General features: G+C 63.5%; 16 protein-coding genes. 7 read left to right on the plus strand and 9 right to left on the minus strand.

Annotation, left to right across the window (positions count from 1 at the left end):
• Window positions 1-174: 174 nt before the first annotated feature.
• The 5 genes from M2395_RS21395 to arsC all read right to left on the minus strand — a co-directional run bounded on the left by M2395_RS21395 (window position 175) and on the right by arsC (window position 3438).
• On the minus strand, window positions 175-840 hold the full coding sequence (locus tag M2395_RS21395; protein ID WP_053159789.1) for a histidine phosphatase family protein: 666 nt from the start codon (window positions 838-840) through the stop codon (window positions 175-177).
• A 452-nt stretch (window positions 841-1292) separates the two neighbouring features.
• Complete coding sequence (locus M2395_RS21400; RefSeq protein WP_011062722.1) at window positions 1293-1964, minus strand: DNA-3-methyladenine glycosylase I; 672 nt, start codon at window positions 1962-1964, stop codon at window positions 1293-1295.
• Window positions 1965-2067: 103 nt separating this feature from the next.
• Window positions 2068-2490 (minus strand): DUF2069 domain-containing protein, encoded by a 423-nt coding sequence (locus M2395_RS21405; RefSeq protein WP_041752482.1) that lies wholly within the window; start codon window positions 2488-2490, stop codon window positions 2068-2070.
• Window positions 2483-3088, minus strand: coding sequence for an NAD(P)H:quinone oxidoreductase (wrbA, locus tag M2395_RS21410; RefSeq protein ID WP_019094590.1), 606 nt, complete (start codon window positions 3086-3088; stop codon window positions 2483-2485). The genes M2395_RS21405 and wrbA overlap by 8 nt, the downstream gene beginning before the upstream one ends.
• A complete protein-coding gene (arsC, locus tag M2395_RS21415; protein WP_041119496.1) occupies window positions 3085-3438 on the minus strand; it encodes an arsenate reductase (glutaredoxin) in 354 nt (117 codons plus the stop codon). Before arsC ends, wrbA begins: the two co-directional genes overlap by 4 nt.
• Window positions 3439-3577: 139 nt before the next feature.
• On the opposite strand from arsC, the gene M2395_RS21420 reads away from it, so the two are divergent.
• Window positions 3578-4042 (plus strand): TlpA disulfide reductase family protein, encoded by a 465-nt coding sequence (locus tag M2395_RS21420; protein WP_053159787.1) that lies wholly within the window; start codon window positions 3578-3580, stop codon window positions 4040-4042.
• A 143-nt stretch (window positions 4043-4185) separates the two neighbouring features.
• Here M2395_RS21420 and M2395_RS21425 read toward each other — a convergent pair whose 3' ends face one another.
• The 4 genes from M2395_RS21425 to M2395_RS21440 all read right to left on the minus strand — a co-directional run bounded on the left by M2395_RS21425 (window position 4186) and on the right by M2395_RS21440 (window position 8921).
• A complete protein-coding gene (locus M2395_RS21425; RefSeq protein ID WP_011062717.1) occupies window positions 4186-4590 on the minus strand; it encodes an META domain-containing protein in 405 nt (134 codons plus the stop codon).
• A complete protein-coding gene (locus M2395_RS21430) occupies window positions 4587-5024 on the minus strand; it encodes a hypothetical protein (RefSeq protein WP_123431315.1) in 438 nt (145 codons plus the stop codon). The genes M2395_RS21425 and M2395_RS21430 overlap by 4 nt, the downstream gene beginning before the upstream one ends.
• A gap of 90 nt (window positions 5025-5114) precedes the next feature.
• Window positions 5115-6104, minus strand: a complete 990-nt coding sequence (locus M2395_RS21435) for a 2-hydroxyacid dehydrogenase (RefSeq protein ID WP_103289443.1) — start codon at window positions 6102-6104, stop codon at window positions 5115-5117.
• A 63-nt stretch (window positions 6105-6167) separates the two neighbouring features.
• Complete coding sequence (locus M2395_RS21440; protein WP_053153270.1) at window positions 6168-8921, minus strand: response regulator; 2754 nt, start codon at window positions 8919-8921, stop codon at window positions 6168-6170.
• A gap of 219 nt (window positions 8922-9140) precedes the next feature.
• Between M2395_RS21440 and M2395_RS21445 the strand changes: the two genes are divergently transcribed.
• From M2395_RS21445 to mazG, 6 genes are all read left to right on the plus strand, one after another.
• Window positions 9141-9863, plus strand: coding sequence for a response regulator transcription factor (locus tag M2395_RS21445; protein ID WP_011062713.1), 723 nt, complete (start codon window positions 9141-9143; stop codon window positions 9861-9863).
• Window positions 9850-11205, plus strand: a complete 1356-nt coding sequence (locus M2395_RS21450) for a sensor histidine kinase (protein ID WP_053159783.1) — start codon at window positions 9850-9852, stop codon at window positions 11203-11205. Before M2395_RS21445 ends, M2395_RS21450 begins: the two co-directional genes overlap by 14 nt.
• A gap of 117 nt (window positions 11206-11322) precedes the next feature.
• On the plus strand, window positions 11323-12225 hold the full coding sequence (cysM, locus tag M2395_RS21455; protein ID WP_011062711.1) for a cysteine synthase CysM: 903 nt from the start codon (window positions 11323-11325) through the stop codon (window positions 12223-12225).
• On the plus strand, window positions 12225-13577 hold the full coding sequence (gene rlmD / locus M2395_RS21460; RefSeq protein WP_077934629.1) for a 23S rRNA (uracil(1939)-C(5))-methyltransferase RlmD: 1353 nt from the start codon (window positions 12225-12227) through the stop codon (window positions 13575-13577). Before cysM ends, rlmD begins: the two co-directional genes overlap by 1 nt.
• 122 nt (window positions 13578-13699) lie before the next feature.
• The gene (relA, locus tag M2395_RS21465) at window positions 13700-15943 is read left to right on the plus strand and encodes a GTP diphosphokinase (RefSeq protein WP_011062709.1); all 2244 of its coding nucleotides are present in this window, start codon (window positions 13700-13702) and stop codon (window positions 15941-15943) included.
• Window positions 15944-15967: 24 nt separating this feature from the next.
• Window positions 15968-16801, plus strand: a complete 834-nt coding sequence (mazG, locus tag M2395_RS21470; protein WP_011062708.1) for a nucleoside triphosphate pyrophosphohydrolase — start codon at window positions 15968-15970, stop codon at window positions 16799-16801.
• The last annotated feature ends 26 nt before the right edge of the window (window positions 16802-16827 follow it).

Below are 16827 nucleotides of genomic sequence, written 5' to 3' on the forward strand. Positions count from 1 at the left end.
TTTTCCAAGTTCGCGAAGTTTCAGCGGGCAGCATTCATTTGTTTGAGAATTTTTTATAAATGCGGCTGTCCGTTTCTTATTAGTACAGAAACTTGTTAAGTCAATTAATTAGCCGGCAAGTGTGTCGCTTCCCCTAATAAAGTCTGTTGGCATGTTGTTAAAAATAGTTACAAGTTACTCAAGGGGTTGATCAAGTACGTGCTGCCAGCTGCCCGCATCCAGGGTTCCCAGTACTTGCATGTGGCCTTGCGGATCCAGGGTGATAAACAGCGAGCTGGTATATTCGCTGGCCAGGGCGTGCGGGTAGCCCAGCTGGCGTTCCAGGCTGCTGATGCAGTCGCTGTGGGTTATCAGGATCAGATTGCGCTTGAGTGACTTGTGCGCCTTGATCGTCTGCTGGAAATGCTCGTCACAGGTGGCCAGCCAGTCCTGGGTCTGCGCCGCACCGTTGAACATGAATTCCGTCGTTTGCCGGGTGCGGGTTGCGGGGCTGCTGATGACATCGGTGGCGGCCATGCCCAGGGTGCGAAAGGCTCGTCCCAGGTCGCTGGCGCTGTGGCTTCCGAGCTGGGTAATGCCATCGGCGGGCCCCAGGCAGGGGTTGGCGGAGCGGTCACAACGCTCGGCATGGCGGACCAGGACTATCACTTCGCCCCCTTGCCAGTGACGGTAGATGTTGGCCTGCTGCATCTGGTTGCCGACCCCCAGGTCGCGAGGCGTGATGGGCCACAGGACAAAGCCGCTGACCAGGATTGCCAGGGCTGCCGCACAGACGCCACCGACGATTCGCCAGGTTCGGGGGGGCTTGTTGCCAGTGCCGGATTCAGCGGTGTTGAGCACGTGGTGTACCTGAGTAGGTTTTTGCCGAGTGTTGGGTATTCGGGTTGGAACTGGTGCGTTGAAGACGAACGACATGCAGTCACTGGAACCCGCACTGCAACTGGGGCCAATTTAGGTCGGGCCAGGTGGGCGAAGAGTGAAAGCAATGTGAAAAAAACGAATGGGCGACGGCAGTTCTTTTAAAACCGGACAGCCTTTGTTCAGGTTGTTGGCCCGAACGCTGCTTTGTTATCCGGTTATGCACGTCAGATGGCTTCGGGAGGTTATTCCCGGAGTTTCGTTTTTATCGTTGAGGCAAGTGCGAGGCGAACTTTATCCGATAAAAAACAGCGGATGAAAAATCCTCGCGTTTAGTTCAGCTTATTGTCAGCTTGGGCTGGAGGGCGGGCATGAGAAGGGAGGTTTTCCTGCCCGTTGTTTCGGGCAGGAAGTGATGCCGGGGAGCGGGCGGCTCAGTGATTGACGGTGTAGGCCAGCATTGCCGACAGCTGGCACAGTGGCCGGCCGCTCTCCTGCTGCCATTGGTTGAATACTTCCTGCACCAGGGCCTGGTCGCGTTTGCTGCTGGGCACCTTGTCGATGATGTTCTGGGCATTGAGGGCCGCGACCACGTCCCAGGTGGGGATAAAGGTGTCCTTGCCCACCATGCGCAGGAAGCGCGGGGCAGACAGCCCGCCCATCTGGTTGCCATGTTTGGCCAGGTACTGCCAGAGCCCGGTGATGTCCTGCACCGGCCAGTCGGCGATGAAGGCGCCAAAGCTGCCGTGCTGCTTTTGCACATCGAGGATCATCTGCGCGTTGCGCGGCACGCTCTTGAGCTTGCCCAAGTGGCGGATGATCCGCGTGTCCTGCATCAGCCGCTCCAGGTGCTCGGCGCCCATCAGCACCACCTTGTCCGGATCGAAGCCGAAAAACACCTGCTCGAACGCCGGCCATTTGGCGTCCACCAGGCTGTGTTTGAGGCCGGCGCGGAAAACCCGCAGGGCCAGGGTCGAGAGGTAGCGGTCGGCGCTCAATGCGCGCAGGTAATCGTCGCTGGCCGGGGTGGGCAACTGGGCTTCCAGGGCCGCAGCGGAACCGAAGCGGTTGAGACAGTATTCATTCAGCCATTTGTAATCGTGCATGCCTGCTCCGGGACGGTCGGGAGGGTCGGAAAGTCTGTTGACCAAGGTTGGGGCCTTTGGCGGCATTACAAGTTCCCCGGGGGCCGGGGAACCTGGAGCGGATTCAGGCCGGGCTGGCGCCTTCGCCCGCGAGCCGGCGATCAAGCTGGAAGCGCCAGCGCACGTAGAGCAGCGCCGAAGTGAACACGGCCAGGCTGGCGAACATCTCCAGCAGGCCGAACATTTGGCGGTTCGGGTCGTAGGCCGCCAGGGCGCCCTTGATGAAGTACAGGTTGACCACGAAGCACATCCACGAATGGCCACGGGCACTGCCGCTGAGCATGCCGGGGGCCATCAGCAGCAGCGGCACCAGCTCGATCAGCAGGATGACCCAGGGGCGGGCACCGTGCAGATCGGCCACCAGCAGGTAATACCCGCAAAGCAGCCCCACCAGGCCGAAGAAGCAGACCAGGCTGAGGATTCGCATCAGGCGGACCCGGGGCTCCAGCCATTCCACCGGGGGCAGGATCTTCGGCTTCTTAGCCACGGCCGTTCTCCAGTCGCAGGGCGGTTTTCGCCAGACGCAGGCCCAGGGCCCGGCACAGCGCAATCTCGTGTTCGTCCAGTGGGCTCTTGCCATCTGCTCCGGCATGGTGGCTGGCGCCATACGGGGTGCCGCCACCGCGGGTTTCCAGCAGGGCCGACTCGCTGTAGGGCAGGCCGGTGATCAGCATGCCGTGATGCAGCAACGGCAGCATCATCGATAGCAGGGTGGCTTCCTGGCCGCCATGCAGGCTGGCGGTCGAGGTGAACACGCCGGCAGGCTTGCCCACCAGGGCACCGGTCAGCCAGAGGTTGCTGGTACCGTCGAGAAAATACTTCAGCGGCGCTGCCATGTTGCCGAAGCGGGTCGGGCTGCCCAGGGCCAGCCCTGAGCAGTGCTTCAGATCGTCGAGGCTGGCGTACAGGGCGCCGCTGTCGGGGATGTCCGGGGTGACCGCCTCGCATTCCGCGGAGATCGCCGGGACAGTGCGCAGACGAGCCTCCAGGCCGGCCTGCTCGATGCCGCGGGCGATCTGCCGGGCCATCTCGTTGGTCGAGCCGTTGCGGCTGTAGTACAGGACCAGGATATAGGGCGCGCTCAAGGCAGGATCTCCAGCACGTTCTCCGGCGGCCGGCCAATGATGGCCTTGTCGCCGGCTTCGAGAATCGGCCGCTCCATGAGTTTCGGGTGCTGGGCAATGGCGGCGACCAGTTGCTCTTCGCTGAGGCTCGGGTCGGCCAGGTTGAGGGTCTTGTACTCGTCCTCGCCGGTGCGCAATAGCTGGCGCGCGCTGAGGCCGAGCTTGGCCAGAAGGCTGCGCAACTGGGCGGCATCCAGTGGGGTTTCCAGGTAGCGGACCACGGTCGGGGCCAGGCCGCGTTGTTCCAGAAGTTCCAGCGCACCGCGGGATTTCGAGCAGCGCGGGTTGTGATAAAGCGTCAGATCGGTCATGTGCGGGTCGCATCTTGCGTAAGGTGGCGGCTATTCTACCCGCGCGACGGGCACTCCTGAACCTTGGGAGTCGTTAGGTCGCAGCGACCCTGGGTCGACGGTTATTTTTCAAGACATCTTTCAAGACAGGAAACAGCGCATGGCAAGGCAATTGGCGGCGGTATTGGCGATCATCACAATCCTGCTGCTGGGCGGTTGTGGCAATGACTACGGGGTCGACCAGTATGGCCAGAAAGTCGCCGCCGAGCGTATCGACAAGCAGTGGCTGGTGCTCAACTACTGGGCCGAGTGGTGCGGGCCTTGCCGTACCGAGATCCCGGAACTCAACGCCCTGAACGAGCAGCTCAAGGGGCAGTCGGCATCGGTGATGGGGGTCAACTTCGACAATGTGCAGGGTGAAGAGCTAAAGAGCGCCAGCGAGAAGCTGGGGATCAAGTTCACCGTGCTGGCACGGAACCCCGCGGAGCTCTTCGATCTGCCACGCAGCGAGGCGCTGCCGGTGACCTACATCATCGACGACAAGGGCAAGGTACGTGAGCAGATGATGGGCGAGCAGACTGCAGCCGGCGTGCTGGCGAAACTGCGGGCCTTGCGCGGGCATTGAGGGCGCTAGGTTCTGGAGCCGCTGCCGCGCAGTGCGAGCGCCCTCAAGTGACGCAGGGGGCCTGAAACTCGCCAGAGATTCATCCAGGAACATCCTGGAGTCCCGTTCGCAGCCTCGCGGGCTCGGCAGCGGCTAGCGCACTATCAGCCTTCTTCCAGCCACCAGCGCAACGGCTTGCCCTCGGCAGGCCAGAACCGCACCTGCTCGATCGGCGAGATGTCCCAGCGCTCAACGGTTTCCAGCGCCTGAAGGAAGCGCCGCTCCTGCTCCATTAACGCCGGTGCACAGAGTTTGCGGGTGCTGCCGACCTTGCCGAAGCTGAGTTTTTCGCCGTCCAGGGTGTAGGGCGCGAACCAGTGGTTGCAGCCGCCATTGCCATAGGCCCGACCGTCCTCGCCGAGGGTGATGGTCAGGTGGCTGTAATCGATCAGCGGACGCTCGCCAATCCATTCCAGGACGTAACTGCGGTCCTGCTGCAGCTTCAGCGGCTCGGCGGCGCAGCCCAGCAGGCCGGCCCCCAGCGCCGCAGCCAGCATCAGGCGTTTCATTGGCCGGCCTGCTGGCATTTCGGGCAGCGGTGATGCTCACCCTCGCTACGCCAGCCGAGCTCGGCAATGCGCGTGCTGGCGGCAGGCTTCTGGGCCTTGCTGCCCAGCTTGGCATCCACTGCGAACTCGAAGTCCAGGGTGGCGTCGCAGCTGTCGCAATTGACCTGCCACTGGTGGATCGCCAGTTCGCCGAATACCGGGCCACGCGCCACGGCGACCCACTGGCCGACGGGGTTGATCAAGTGGCGCACGGTGTCCACGGTCAGGCGCATGGAGAGATCCTTGCTGCCCTTGAGGGTGACCAGAAGCACGTCGTCGGTACGGATCGAGCCACCGTTGCCGGTGACTTGATAGCGGCCGGGCACCAGGGCACGGCATTCGATCAGGGTGTGTTGCGGGTTCATCAGGTTGTAGCGGAAATCGTGTTCGACCATGGGTCCTCCAAATCTGCCGCGTATGCTAGCACGGGCCCCTGCGGCGCAGGTTGCGGGCAGGTGACCTTCGATCAGCCCGTGGCGCGGATTTCAGCCGTGGACCCGGTTCTGCGGCTGGCCAGTTGCCCAGCTGGCGATGTTGTGCAAGGTGGTCTCGGCGATGGCCGCCAGGGCTTCGCGGGTCAGGAACGCCTGGTGCGCAGTGACTATCACGTTGGGAAAGGTCAGCAGCCGCGCCAGCACGTCATCCTGCAGGGGTAGATCGGAGCGGTCCTCGAAGAACAGTTGCGCCTCTTCTTCATAGACATCCAGCCCCAGGTAGCCCAGTTGGCCGCTCTTGAGCGCCTCGATCAGCGCCGGGGTGTCCACCAGGCCGCCACGCCCGGTGTTGATCAGCATTGCTCCCGGTTGCATGTGGGCCAGGCTCTGCTGGTTGATCAGGTAACGACTGTCCTCGGTCAACGGGCAGTGCAGGCTGATGATCTGCGACTGGGCCAGCAGCTCGGGCAGGTCCAGGTAACGGGCACCGAGGGCTTCTACGGCGGGATTGGGGAAGGGGTCGTACGCCAGCAGCTGGCAGCCGAAGCCGGCCATGATCCGGGCGAAGGTGGCGCCGATCTGGCCGGTGCCGACAATGCCCACGGTCTTGCCCACCAGGTCGAAGCCGGTCAGGCCGTGCAGGGTGAAGTCGCCTTCGCGAGTGCGGTTGTAGGCCCGGTGCAGGCGGCGGTTGAGCGCCAGGATCAGGGCCACGGCATGTTCGGCGACCGCATGGGGGGAATAGGCCGGGACCCGCACCACATCCAGCCCCAGGCGCTGGGCCGCGCTCAGGTCGACGTGGTTGTAACCGGCCGAGCGCAGAGCGATCAGGCGGGTGCCACCGGCAGCCAGCTGTTCCAGTACCGGGGCACTGAGGTCGTCGTTGATAAAGGCACAGACCACTTCATGGCGTTCAGCCAGGGCGGCGGTATCCAGGCTCAGGCGTGCGGCCTGGAATTGCAGTTCGATGCCTGCTGGCAGTTGAGCGCCGAGGAAACTCTCGCGGTCGTAGTTCTGGCTGCTGAAAAGAATCGTACGCATGGCTGCATCCTTGTTCGGGGCGCCCAGCATGGCGGCTGGGCGCCGGGCAGGTCTTGCCCTGGGTCAGGCGTTGGTCCGCGCTTCGGCAGCCAGGCGGCCGATGGCGTGGTCCAGTTCATCCAGGGCGGCAAAGGCTTTGGCATCTTCCTGCTTGAGCAGGGTCTCGCTGCGCTGGCAGGCGGCGCGCAATTGCGGCACACCGCAGTAGCGGGTGGCACCGTGCAGGCGGTGGACCCGTTCGATCAGGGCGTTCTGGTCATTGGCGGCCCGCGCTGCCTTGATGGCTTCGCGGTCGGCGTCCAGGGACGCCAGCAACATGGCCAACATGTCCGCCGCCAGATCGGCCTTGCCGGCGGCCAGGCGCAGGCCTTCGTCCTGATCCAGTACCTGCAGTTCCAGCCCCAGTTCCGGGCGCTCGCTGGCCCGCTCCGGCCCCTGGTTGCGCAGGGCCAGGCCGGTCCATTTCAGCACCACCTGGGCCAGTTGGCGCTCACTGATGGGCTTGGTCAGGTAGTCGTCCATGCCGCTTTGCAGCAGGGCGCGCTTCTCGTTGGCCATGGCGTGGGCGGTAAGGGCGACGATGGGCAGCGGCGTACCGTGTCGCTCGCTTTCCCACTGGCGGATCGCCTCGGTACTCTGCCGGCCGTCCATGCCGGGCATCTGCACGTCCATCATTACCAGGTCGAAGGGTTCGGTCTGGATCGCGTTCAGCGCGGCGTAACCGTTGTCCACCGCCAGCACCTTGGCGCCCATGTCCTCCAGCAGGGTCTGGATCAGCAGCAGGTTGGCCGGGTTGTCATCGACACACAGCACTCGCGGCGCGCGGCTGGAAAGGGTTTCCTCCGGTTCGCTGCGAGCCCGGCGCGGGGTCACCAGGTCGGACAGGGCCCGGCGCAACTTGCGGGTGCACGCGGGCTTGGCCTGCAACTGGCTGTGAGGGTTGGGCACCGACAGATGGAACAGTGTCTGTTCGGTGGTCGGGCACAGTACCAGGACCTTGCAGCCCAGGTGTTCGAGGTCCCAGATATGCTGGCTCAGGCGTTCCGGCGCCATGTCGTTGGTGGTGATGCCCAATACCGCCAGGTCGATGGCCTGTTCGCTCTGGTGCACGCCGGTAATGCCGTTGGTCAGGGCCTCCAGGGTATTGAACGGGGTCACCTCCAGGCCGCAGTCCTCCAACTGGTGTTGCAAGGCCTGGCGCGCCAGCTCGTGGTTTTCCAATACCGCCACGCGCCGCCCCAGCAGCGGCGGGCCGGGCAGGTCCTCGGCGTCGTCGCGGGTTTTCGGCAGGTTGAGGCTGATCCAGAACTCCGAACCTTCGCCCGGGGTGCTGTCGACACCGATCTCGCCGCCCATCTGTTCGATCAGGCGCTTGGAAATCACCAGCCCAAGCCCCGTGCCGCCGGGTTGCCGCGACAGCGAGTTGTCAGCCTGGCTGAAGGCCTGGAACAGGGCGCGCACATCCTGGTTCGACAGGCCGATACCGGTGTCCTGGATGCTGATGCGCAGTTGCACGCTGTCTTCGTGTTCTTCTTCCAGCATGGCCCGGGCGACGATAGTGCCTTCGCGGGTGAACTTGATGGCGTTGCTCACCAGGTTGGTAAGAATCTGCTTGAGCCGCAGCGGGTCGCCCACCAGCGACAGCGGCGTATCGCGATAGACCAGGCTCACCAGTTCCAGCTGCTTGGCGTGGGCGGCCGGGGCGAGGATGGTCAGGGTGTCTTGCAGCAAGTCCCGCAGGTTGAACGGGATGCTGTCGAGCACCAGTTTGCCGGCTTCGATTTTCGAGAAGTCGAGGATCTCGTTGATGATGCCTAACAGGCTGTCGGCGGATTTCTCGATGGTGCCCAGGTAGTCCAGCTGGCGTGGTGTCAGCTCGCTTTTCTGCAACAGGTGGGTGAAGCCGAGAATGCCGTTGAGCGGTGTACGGATTTCATGGCTCATGTTGGCCAGGAATTCCGACTTGATCCGGCTGGCCTCCAGGGCCTCCTTGCGCGCCAGGTCCAGCTCGATGTTCTGGATCTCGATGGTTTCCAGGTTCTGGCGCACGTCTTCGGTGGCCTGGTCGATGCTGTGCTGCAATTCTTCCTGGGCATTCTGCAGGGTGCTGGCCATGCGGTTGATGCCCGAGGCCAGCTCATCCAGCTCCTGGCTGCCCAGGGGTGGCAGGCGGGTTTCCAGGTTGCCGTCCTTGAGTTGCGCCACGGCCTGCTTGATCTGGGTCAGCGGGTTGTTGATTGTGCGGCCCATGCGCACTGCCAGTAGGGCGGTGCCGGCCAGCCCGGCGGCAATCAACAGCAGGCTGGCGAACAGGCTGCGATAGCCGCGCAGCAGCATGCCACTGTGGGACAGCTCCAGTTCCACCCAGCCCAGCAGGCGGTCGGACTCATCGGGAATCAGGTCGCCGGCCAGGTTGCGGTGCCGGCCGAAGACCGGCAGTTGATAGCGGGTCGCGTCGCTGCCGGAGCGTTGCATCATGTGGCTGCTGTTACCGGCGGGAGGCGGGTTGAGCATGCTGGGGCCGGCATGGGCCAGCAGGCTGCGATCCGGGGCAAGGAGCGATACGGCGCGCACGTCTTGCTGTTCCAGCGCCTGGGTGGCAATGCGCTCGAGCATCTGGGTGTTGTGGTTGCCCATGGCCGGGGCCACCAGGGAGGCCAGTTGTTCCGCGATCATCTCGCCACGCTGCAGGAGCTGGGTCTGCAGGTCCGAGAGCTGCATCCAGGTGAAGTAGCCGCCCAGCACCAAAGCCATCAGGCTGGTTGGCAACAAGGTCAGCAACAGTACGCGGCCTTTGATTCCCAGTTTCTTGAGCACGCAACTCTCCTGCTTCCACGCTGTTTTGAAAGGTCTACGGGCACGTCCGTGATGCGCCACCTGCGCAGTGTAACGATTTGTCGGGGGCTGATCTTGGCAAATTGCGCCAGGGCGGCCGTCGCCTGAAATGCCTGAAGCCGGGCTGCGACCAAGGCACTGGTTGCCGCGATCCGGGCAATCTTGAATAATCGCCCAACTGAGAATCACTTGCAGAAGTCAATGACTCCCGTATCTGTTGAGCCACCACGTATTCTGACCATTGAAGATGACCCGGTGCTGGGTGCCTATGTGCGCGAGCAACTGGAGCATTGTGGCTTTGCCGTGACCTGGTGCCAGAACGGCCCGGAAGGGCTGGGCATTGCCCGGCGCCGACCTTTCGATGTGGTGCTGCTGGATATCCTGTTGCCCGGAATGGATGGCCTGGAAGTGCTCACGCACTTTCGCCAGAGCCATTCCACGCCGGTGCTGCTGATGTCCGCCCTGGGAGCGGAAGCCGACCGAATCAGCGGTTTCCGCCTGGGGGCCGACGATTACCTGCCCAAGCCATTCAGCATGGCCGAGCTGCGTGTGCGCATCGAGGCCATCCTGCGCCGGGTCGCCCTGGACCGGCGACCGATGCCACCGGTACCCGTCAGCCTGGCCCAGAGCCTGCGCTTCGACGATGAGCGCAGCGACGTGTTCTTTGCCGAGCAATGGGCCGGCCTGACCCGCAGTGAATACCGCCTGCTGGATACCTTGCACCGCAATGGCGACGAGGTGTTGAGCAAGGCCTTCCTTTATCAGCATGTACTGCAACGCGGTTATGCGGCTCACGACCGCAGCCTGGACATGCATGTCAGCCAGATCCGCCGCAAGCTCAAGGCGCTGGGCTACAGCGAGCGTGAGCTGCGAACCGTGTGGGGCAAGGGTTATGTGCTGAGCGCCTTAGATGAACTGGTCTGATCTGCCGGGGCGGCATTCGCTGTTCTGGAAGCTGGCGTGCCTGTTGGTAGCTTTCTGCCTGTTGATGATCTGGCTGAGCTGGTCCTGGGGGCGTTATGTGGAGCAGAAGAACCTCTACCTCTCCGATGAGGCCAGAGCCACCTTGGGCAGCTACGCCCGCGAGGCCGAGCAGGCCTGGAAGGGCGGCCAGAGTGCCGGTGTCGATGCCTGGATCCAGCAGATCGCCAGCCGCGAGAAAACCTGGATCGGCGTGATTGGCAGTGACCTGCAATCCCTGAGCAGCTACCCGTTGACGCCGGCGGAGGCCCAGCGTCTGACCTTCCTGCGCGGTGCCGACTGGCCGGTGAGCCGGCATTCCCGGGGCCTGCCGTGGCTGAAAGTACCCTTTCCCGAGGATCCGTCCCTGGGCAGCCTGGTGATCGAGTTGCCACAACGTTTCATGCCGGGGCGCTACCGGGTGTTCTGGCAGGTGATCACCAATGGGGTGATTCCCGGGCTGTTCACCTTGTTGCTGTGTGTCGGCCTGTATCGCTTGCTGGTGGTGCCGCTGAACCAGTTGCGCGAGCAAGCCAACGCCTGGCGGGCGGAGCAGTTGAACGTGCGGCTGTCCAGTGAAACCACCCAGCGTCGGGACGAGCTGGGCGAACTGGGACGGGCGTTCGATCAGATGTCCGAACGTCTGCAGAGTACCGTGGCGGTGCAGCAGCAGTTGTTGCGGGACCTGTCCCACGAGTTGCGCACCCCCCTGAGCCGCCTGCGCGTGGCCTGCGATGGCGAGCGTGATCTTGCCGCGCTGCGCGAACGCTTGGCGCGGGAGGTCGACGGCATGCAGCGGCTGGTGGAGGACAGCCTGCAACTGGCCTGGCTGGACACCGAGCGTGCGCCACTGCCGCAAGAGCAGATCCAGGTCCAGGCGTTGTGGGAGATGCTCAGCGAGAATGCCTGCTTCGAGAGTGGCTGGTCCGCGCAGCAGCTGCGTTGCGAGCTGGAGGCCGATTGCTGGGTTCGCGGGCACCTCAATACCCTGGCCCAGGCCCTGGAAAACATCCTGCGCAACGCTATTCGGCATTCGCCGGCCGGAGCACGGGTCAGCCTCGGAGGCCAGCGCGACGGCAAGTACTGGCACCTGTGGCTGGATGACGAAGGGCCGGGGGTGGCTGAAGAGGATCTGGAAAGGATCTTCGCCCCCTTCACTCGTCTGGATGGGTCGCGACCGGGGGATGGCGGTTTCGGCCTGGGCCTGAGCATCGCCCGCAATGCCGTAGGGCGTCAGGGGGGGCAGTTGTGGGCGCAGAACCTGGCCCAGGGCTTGCGCATCCACGTGCGCCTGCTGGCGGCCTGAGGCTTGCCCTGGGCTGCCTTATTCCAATAAGCCATAAGGCTCGCACTTTGCGTGATATGGCGCTCGGTCGTTTGCCGGTATGATAGGCGCCCCCGCAGTCTGGATTGCGAATACGCCATGACCTTGCAGTACCCAACCATCGCCGATTGCGTCGGCAACACCCCCCTGGTCCGCCTGCAGCGCCTGCCCGGCGCCACCAGCAATACCCTGCTGCTAAAGCTCGAGGGCAACAACCCGGCGGGTTCGGTCAAGGACCGTCCGGCACTGTCGATGATCACCCGCGCCGAGTTGCGCGGGCAGATCCAGGCCGGCGATACCCTGATCGAAGCGACCTCGGGCAATACCGGCATCGCCCTGGCCATGGCTGCAGCGATCAAGGGCTACAAGATGATCCTGATCATGCCCGACAACTCCAGCGCCGAGCGCAAGGCGGCCATGACCGCCTACGGCGCCGAGCTGATCCTGGTCAGCCAGGAAGAAGGCATGGAAGGCGCCCGTGACCTGGCCGAGCGGATGCAGGCCGAAGGCCGCGGCAAGGTGCTCGACCAGTTCGCCAACGGCGACAACCCTGAGGCCCACTACAGCGGCACCGGCCCGGAAATCTGGCGCCAGACCCAGGGCAGCATTACTCACTTCATCAGCTCGATGGGCACCACCGGCACCATCATGGGCACCTCGCGTTACCTGAAGGAGCAGAACCCGGCGGTGCAGATCGTCGGTCTGCAGCCGATGGAAGGCTCGGCCATTCCCGGCATTCGCCGCTGGCCCGAGCAATACCTGCCGAAGATCTACCAGGCCAGTCGGGTCGACCGGATCGTCGACATGGCCCAGAGCGAGGCCGAAGACGTGACTCGGCGCCTGGCCCGTGAAGAAGGGATCTTCTGTGGCGTCTCTTCCGGCGGTGCGGTGGCAGCGATGCTGCGCCTGTCCCGGGAAGTGGAAAACGCAGTCATGGTCGCGATCATCTGCGACCGTGGCGATCGTTACCTGTCGACCGGCATTTTCGATGCGCCCAATTGATGGCTAAGCACGATAGAGGCCTGCGCTTCCAGCCGGCGGGCGGTAGCCGGGCGCCGCAGATTCCAGTGGGCAAGAAACAGCGTTTGACGATTCAGCGTCTGGCCAACGACGGCCGTGGCATTGCCTTTGTCGAAGGGCGTACCTGGTTTGTCAGCGGTGCCCTGGCCGGTGAAGAAGTCGAAGCTCGGGTGTTGGGCAGCCACGGCAAAGTGGTAGAGGCCCGTGCCGAGCGCATCTTCAACGCCAGTGATCTGCGTCGCCCGGCAGCTTGTGCCCATGCCGGGCGTTGCGGCGGTTGCAGTGTCCAGCACTTGCCCCATGACGAACAGCTTGCCCTGAAACAGCGCATGCTCGCCGAGCAGTTGTCCAAGGTCGCGGGTGTCGAGCCCGAGGCCTGGGCCGCCCCCTTGAGCGGTCCCGAGTTCGGCTATCGGCGCCGCGCCCGGGTGGCGGTGCGCTGGGACGCCAAGGGCAAGCAACTTGAGGTGGGTTTTCGCGCTGCCGGTAGCCAGGACATTGTCGCCATCGACGATTGCCCGGTGCTGGTACAGGCCTTGCAACCTGTCATGAACCGTTTGCCCTCCATGCTGCGACGCTTGAGCAAGCCTCAGGCACTGGGGCATGTGGAGTTGTTCAGCGGTTCGGCCCTGGCGGTGCTGTTGCGCCACATGGCGCCGTTGTCCGACAGCGACCTGACGATCCTCAAGGACTTCTGCGATTTCCATCAGGCGCAATTGTGGCTGCACGGTGAAGGCGAGCCGCAACCCTTTGATCCATCGCAGGCTCTGGGCTACCGCCTGGAGACCTGGGACCTGCACCTGGCGTATCGGCCGGGTGACTTCATCCAGGTCAATGCGGGAGTCAATGAAGCGATGGTCGCCCAGGCCCTGGAGTGGCTGGCGCCGCAAGCTGATGAGCGGGTGCTGGACCTGTTTTGCGGCCTGGGCAACTTCGCCTTGCCGTTGGCCCGACAGGTGCGGGAAGTGGTGGCGGTAGAGGGCGTGGCGACCATGGTGGCGCGCGCCGCGGAGAATGCCGCCAGCAACAATTTGCATAACACGCGCTTTTTTCAAGCCGATTTATCCCAACCTCTGAGCGCTGCCGAGTGGGCTGATGAAGGCTTTTCTGCGGTACTCTTGGACCCACCCCGCGACGGTGCTTTCGAGGTGGTCCGCCAGTTGGCGACCCTGGGTGCCAAGCGGTTGGTGTACGTGTCATGCAATCCGGCAACTTTGGCTCGTGACACGGTCGAACTGATCAAGCAGGGCTATAGATTAAAACGTGCCGGGATCCTCGATATGTTTCCTCAGACGGCGCATGTCGAGGCCATGGCGTTATTTGAAGCGAGCTAGGATGGCTTGTCTAATCCGACTGGTCTTTCGGGAGTGGCGCGCTGGCCCTGCGAGCCGCACCCGAGCGTTGAAGGTCAGCGATTTGACGCATTGAATGTGCGTCGTAGGGAAGGTAAAGCAAGATGGTACAGGTGAGAGCGCACCAGCCGATCAACACCGACGGCAGTATCAATCTCGAGGCATGGCTCGATCATACGGTCAGCGTCGACATGGCACTGGACCGTGAAGCCTTGAAAGAAGCCTGCGAGTTCGCTCGCGAGGCGGAACTGCAGCACATAGCAACGAAGAATCTCAGCCCCGAGGACGTGTCGAGTTTCAGCACGGGCCTGGAGATCGCCGAGATCCTCGCCGATCTTAAGCTGGATCAGGACTCCCTGGTTGCCGCGGTGCTCTACCGGGGTGTCCGCGAGGGCCAGATCCAGTTGCCGGCGGTCAGCCAGCGGTTTGGTCCGGTGGTCACCAAGCTGATCGATGGCGTCTTGCGCATGGCGGCCATTACCGCCAGCCTCAGCCCCCGCCAGTCCCTGGTGCTGGGCACCCAGGCCCAGGTGGAAAACCTGCGCAAGATGCTGGTGGCCATGGTAGATGACGTGCGGGTTGCACTGATCAAGCTGGCCGAGCGTACCTGTGCGATTCGAGCGGTAAAAAGCGCCGACGAAGAGAAGCGCAACCGGGTTGCCCGGGAAGTCTTCGACATCTACGCACCCCTGGCTCACCGCCTGGGTATCGGGCATATCAAGTGGGAGCTGGAAGACCTGTCCTTCCGTTACCTGGAGCCCGAGCAGTACAAGCAGATCGCCAAGCTGCTGCATGAGCGGCGCCTGGATCGCGAGCGTTTCATCAGCGACGTGATGAACCAGCTGCAGAACGAACTGAAGGCCACCGGGGTCAACGCCGACATCAGTGGGCGGGCCAAGCACATCTATTCCATCTGGCGCAAAATGCAGCGCAAGGGCCTGGAATTCAGCCAGATATACGACGTGCGCGCGGTGCGGGTGCTGGTGCCGGAAATGCGCGATTGCTACACCGCGCTGGGCATCGTGCATACCCTGTGGCGGCACATCCCCAAAGAGTTCGACGACTACATCGCCAACCCCAAGGAGAACGGCTACCGCTCGTTGCACACGGCGGTGATCGGCCCTGAGGGCAAGGTGCTGGAAGTGCAGATCCGTACCCACGCCATGCACGAAGAGGCGGAGCTGGGGGTTTGCGCGCACTGGAAGTACAAGGGCACCGACGTCAAGTCCGGCTCCAACCATTACGAAGAGAAAATCTCCTGGTTGCGCCAGGTGCTCGAATGGCACGAGGAACTGGGGGATATCGGCGGTCTGGCCGAACAGCTGCGGGTGGATATCGAACCGGACCGGGTGTACATCTTCACCCCCGACGGTCACGCCATCGACCTGCCCAAGGGCGCCACGCCGCTGGATTTCGCCTACCGGGTGCACACCGAGATCGGCCACAACTGCCGGGGCGCGAAGATCAACGGGCGCATCGTGCCGCTCAATTACAGCCTGCAGACCGGCGAGCAGGTGGAGATCATCACCAGCAAGCACGGCACGCCGAGCCGCGACTGGCTGAACCCGAACCTGGGCTATGTCACCACGTCCCGGGCGCGGGCGAAGATCGTCCACTGGTTCAAGCTCCAGGCCCGCGATCAGAACGTCGCCGCCGGCAAGACCCTGCTGGAACGCGAACTGAGCCGACTCGGCCTGCCACAGGTGGATTTCGACAAGCTGGCCGAGAAGGCCAACATGAAGATCGCCGAGGACATGTTCGCCGCCCTGGGCGCGGGGGACCTGCGCCTGGCGCAACTGGTCAACCTGGCCCAGCAATTGGTGGAGCCGGAGCGGGGCAACGAGCAACTGGAGTTGATTCCGCGCAAGGCTGCCGGCTACAAGCCGGGCAAGCGTGGCGACATCCAGATCCAGGGCGTGGGCAACCTGATGACCCAGATGGCCGGCTGCTGCCAGCCATTGCCGGGGGATGCGATCGTCGGCTACATCACCCAGGGCCGCGGCGTGAGCATTCACCGCCAGGACTGCGCCTCGGTGCTGCAACTGGCCGGGCGCGAGCCGGAGCGGATCATCCAGGTCAGCTGGGGGCCGGTGCCGGTGCTGACCTATCCGGTGGATATCATCATCCGCGCCTACGACCGTTCCGGCCTGCTGCGTGATGTGTCCCAGGTGCTGCTCAACGAGCGGATCAACGTGCTGGCGGTCAACACCCGCTCGAACAAGGAGGACAACACCGCGTTGATGTCCCTGACTATCGAGATCCCGGGGCTGGACGCGTTGGGTCGCCTGTTGGGGCGGATTTCCCAGTTGCCTAACATCATCGAGACCCGGCGCAACCGGACCCCCTGATGCCTGTATGAAATGGATGAACTGATGTACAGCCTTGAAGACCTGCTCCACCTCATGGCGCGCCTGCGCGACCCGCAGTATGGCTGCCCGTGGGACATCAAGCAGAACTACGCCAGCATCGTCCCCCATACCCTGGAAGAGGCCTATGAAGTGGCCGACGCCATCGAGCGCGGCGACTTCGACCACTTGCAGGGCGAGCTGGGGGACCTGCTGTTCCAGGTGGTGTACTACAGCCAGCTGGCCCGGGAGGAGGGGCGTTTCGAGTTCGACGCGGTGGTGGACGGCATCACGCGCAAGCTGATCCGCCGGCATCCCCATGTATTTCCCACCGGGGACCTGTACGCGCCGCTGGACATCCCGCGGCTCGATGAAGACCAGGTCAAGGAGCGTTGGGAGCAGATCAAGGCCGAGGAGCGCGCGGAGAAGTCCGAGGCTCCCCAGCAGTTGTCCCTGCTCGATGATGTGCCGGTGGCCTTGCCGGCCTTGTCCCGCGCCGCCAAGTTGCAAAAGCGTGCGGCCCAGGTCGGTTTCGACTGGCCCGAAGCCCTGCCGGTGGTGGACAAGGTTCGTGAAGAACTGGATGAAGTGCTGGAAGCCATGGCCGACAACGATGCGGCGGCGATCACCGATGAAATCGGTGACTTGCTGTTTGTCGTGGTCAACCTGGCCCGGCACCTCAAGGTCGACCCGGAAACCGCCCTGCGCGGTGCCAACGCCAAGTTCGACCGACGCTTCCGATTTATCGAGCAGGCATTGCGCGACACTGCCCGTCCCATGGAAGATTGCACCCTCGAAGAGTTGGATGCCCTGTGGGGCGAAGCCAAACGTCAGGAAAAGAATTTGCCCAGCTGCGGCTGAGGCCGTTGCCTAAGTGAGTAAGCACC

The sequence above is a fragment of the Pseudomonas sp. BIGb0176 genome (assembly GCF_024810175.1).
Lineage (GTDB): Bacteria > Pseudomonadota > Gammaproteobacteria > Pseudomonadales > Pseudomonadaceae > Aquipseudomonas > Aquipseudomonas protegens.

Excerpts from the sequence above, each read along its gene's own strand:
- M2395_RS21400 (WP_011062722.1), bottom strand. The coding sequence starts at position 1,964 with ATGCACGATTACAAATGGCTGAATGAATACTGTCTCAACCGCTTCGGT.
- relA (WP_011062709.1), top strand. The coding sequence starts at position 13,700 with ATGGTACAGGTGAGAGCGCACCAGCCGATCAACACCGACGGCAGTATC.
- mazG (WP_011062708.1), top strand. The coding sequence starts at position 15,968 with ATGTACAGCCTTGAAGACCTGCTCCACCTCATGGCGCGCCTGCGCGAC.
- M2395_RS21430 (WP_123431315.1), bottom strand. The coding sequence starts at position 5,024 with ATGGTCGAACACGATTTCCGCTACAACCTGATGAACCCGCAACACACC.
- M2395_RS21420 (WP_053159787.1), top strand. The coding sequence starts at position 3,578 with ATGGCAAGGCAATTGGCGGCGGTATTGGCGATCATCACAATCCTGCTG.
- M2395_RS21450 (WP_053159783.1), top strand. The coding sequence starts at position 9,850 with ATGAACTGGTCTGATCTGCCGGGGCGGCATTCGCTGTTCTGGAAGCTG.
- arsC (WP_041119496.1), bottom strand. The coding sequence starts at position 3,438 with ATGACCGATCTGACGCTTTATCACAACCCGCGCTGCTCGAAATCCCGC.
- rlmD (WP_077934629.1), top strand. The coding sequence starts at position 12,225 with ATGGCTAAGCACGATAGAGGCCTGCGCTTCCAGCCGGCGGGCGGTAGC.
- M2395_RS21445 (WP_011062713.1), top strand. The coding sequence starts at position 9,141 with ATGACTCCCGTATCTGTTGAGCCACCACGTATTCTGACCATTGAAGAT.
- cysM (WP_011062711.1), top strand. The coding sequence starts at position 11,323 with ATGACCTTGCAGTACCCAACCATCGCCGATTGCGTCGGCAACACCCCC.
- M2395_RS21435 (WP_103289443.1), bottom strand. The coding sequence starts at position 6,104 with ATGCGTACGATTCTTTTCAGCAGCCAGAACTACGACCGCGAGAGTTTC.
- M2395_RS21425 (WP_011062717.1), bottom strand. The coding sequence starts at position 4,590 with ATGAAACGCCTGATGCTGGCTGCGGCGCTGGGGGCCGGCCTGCTGGGC.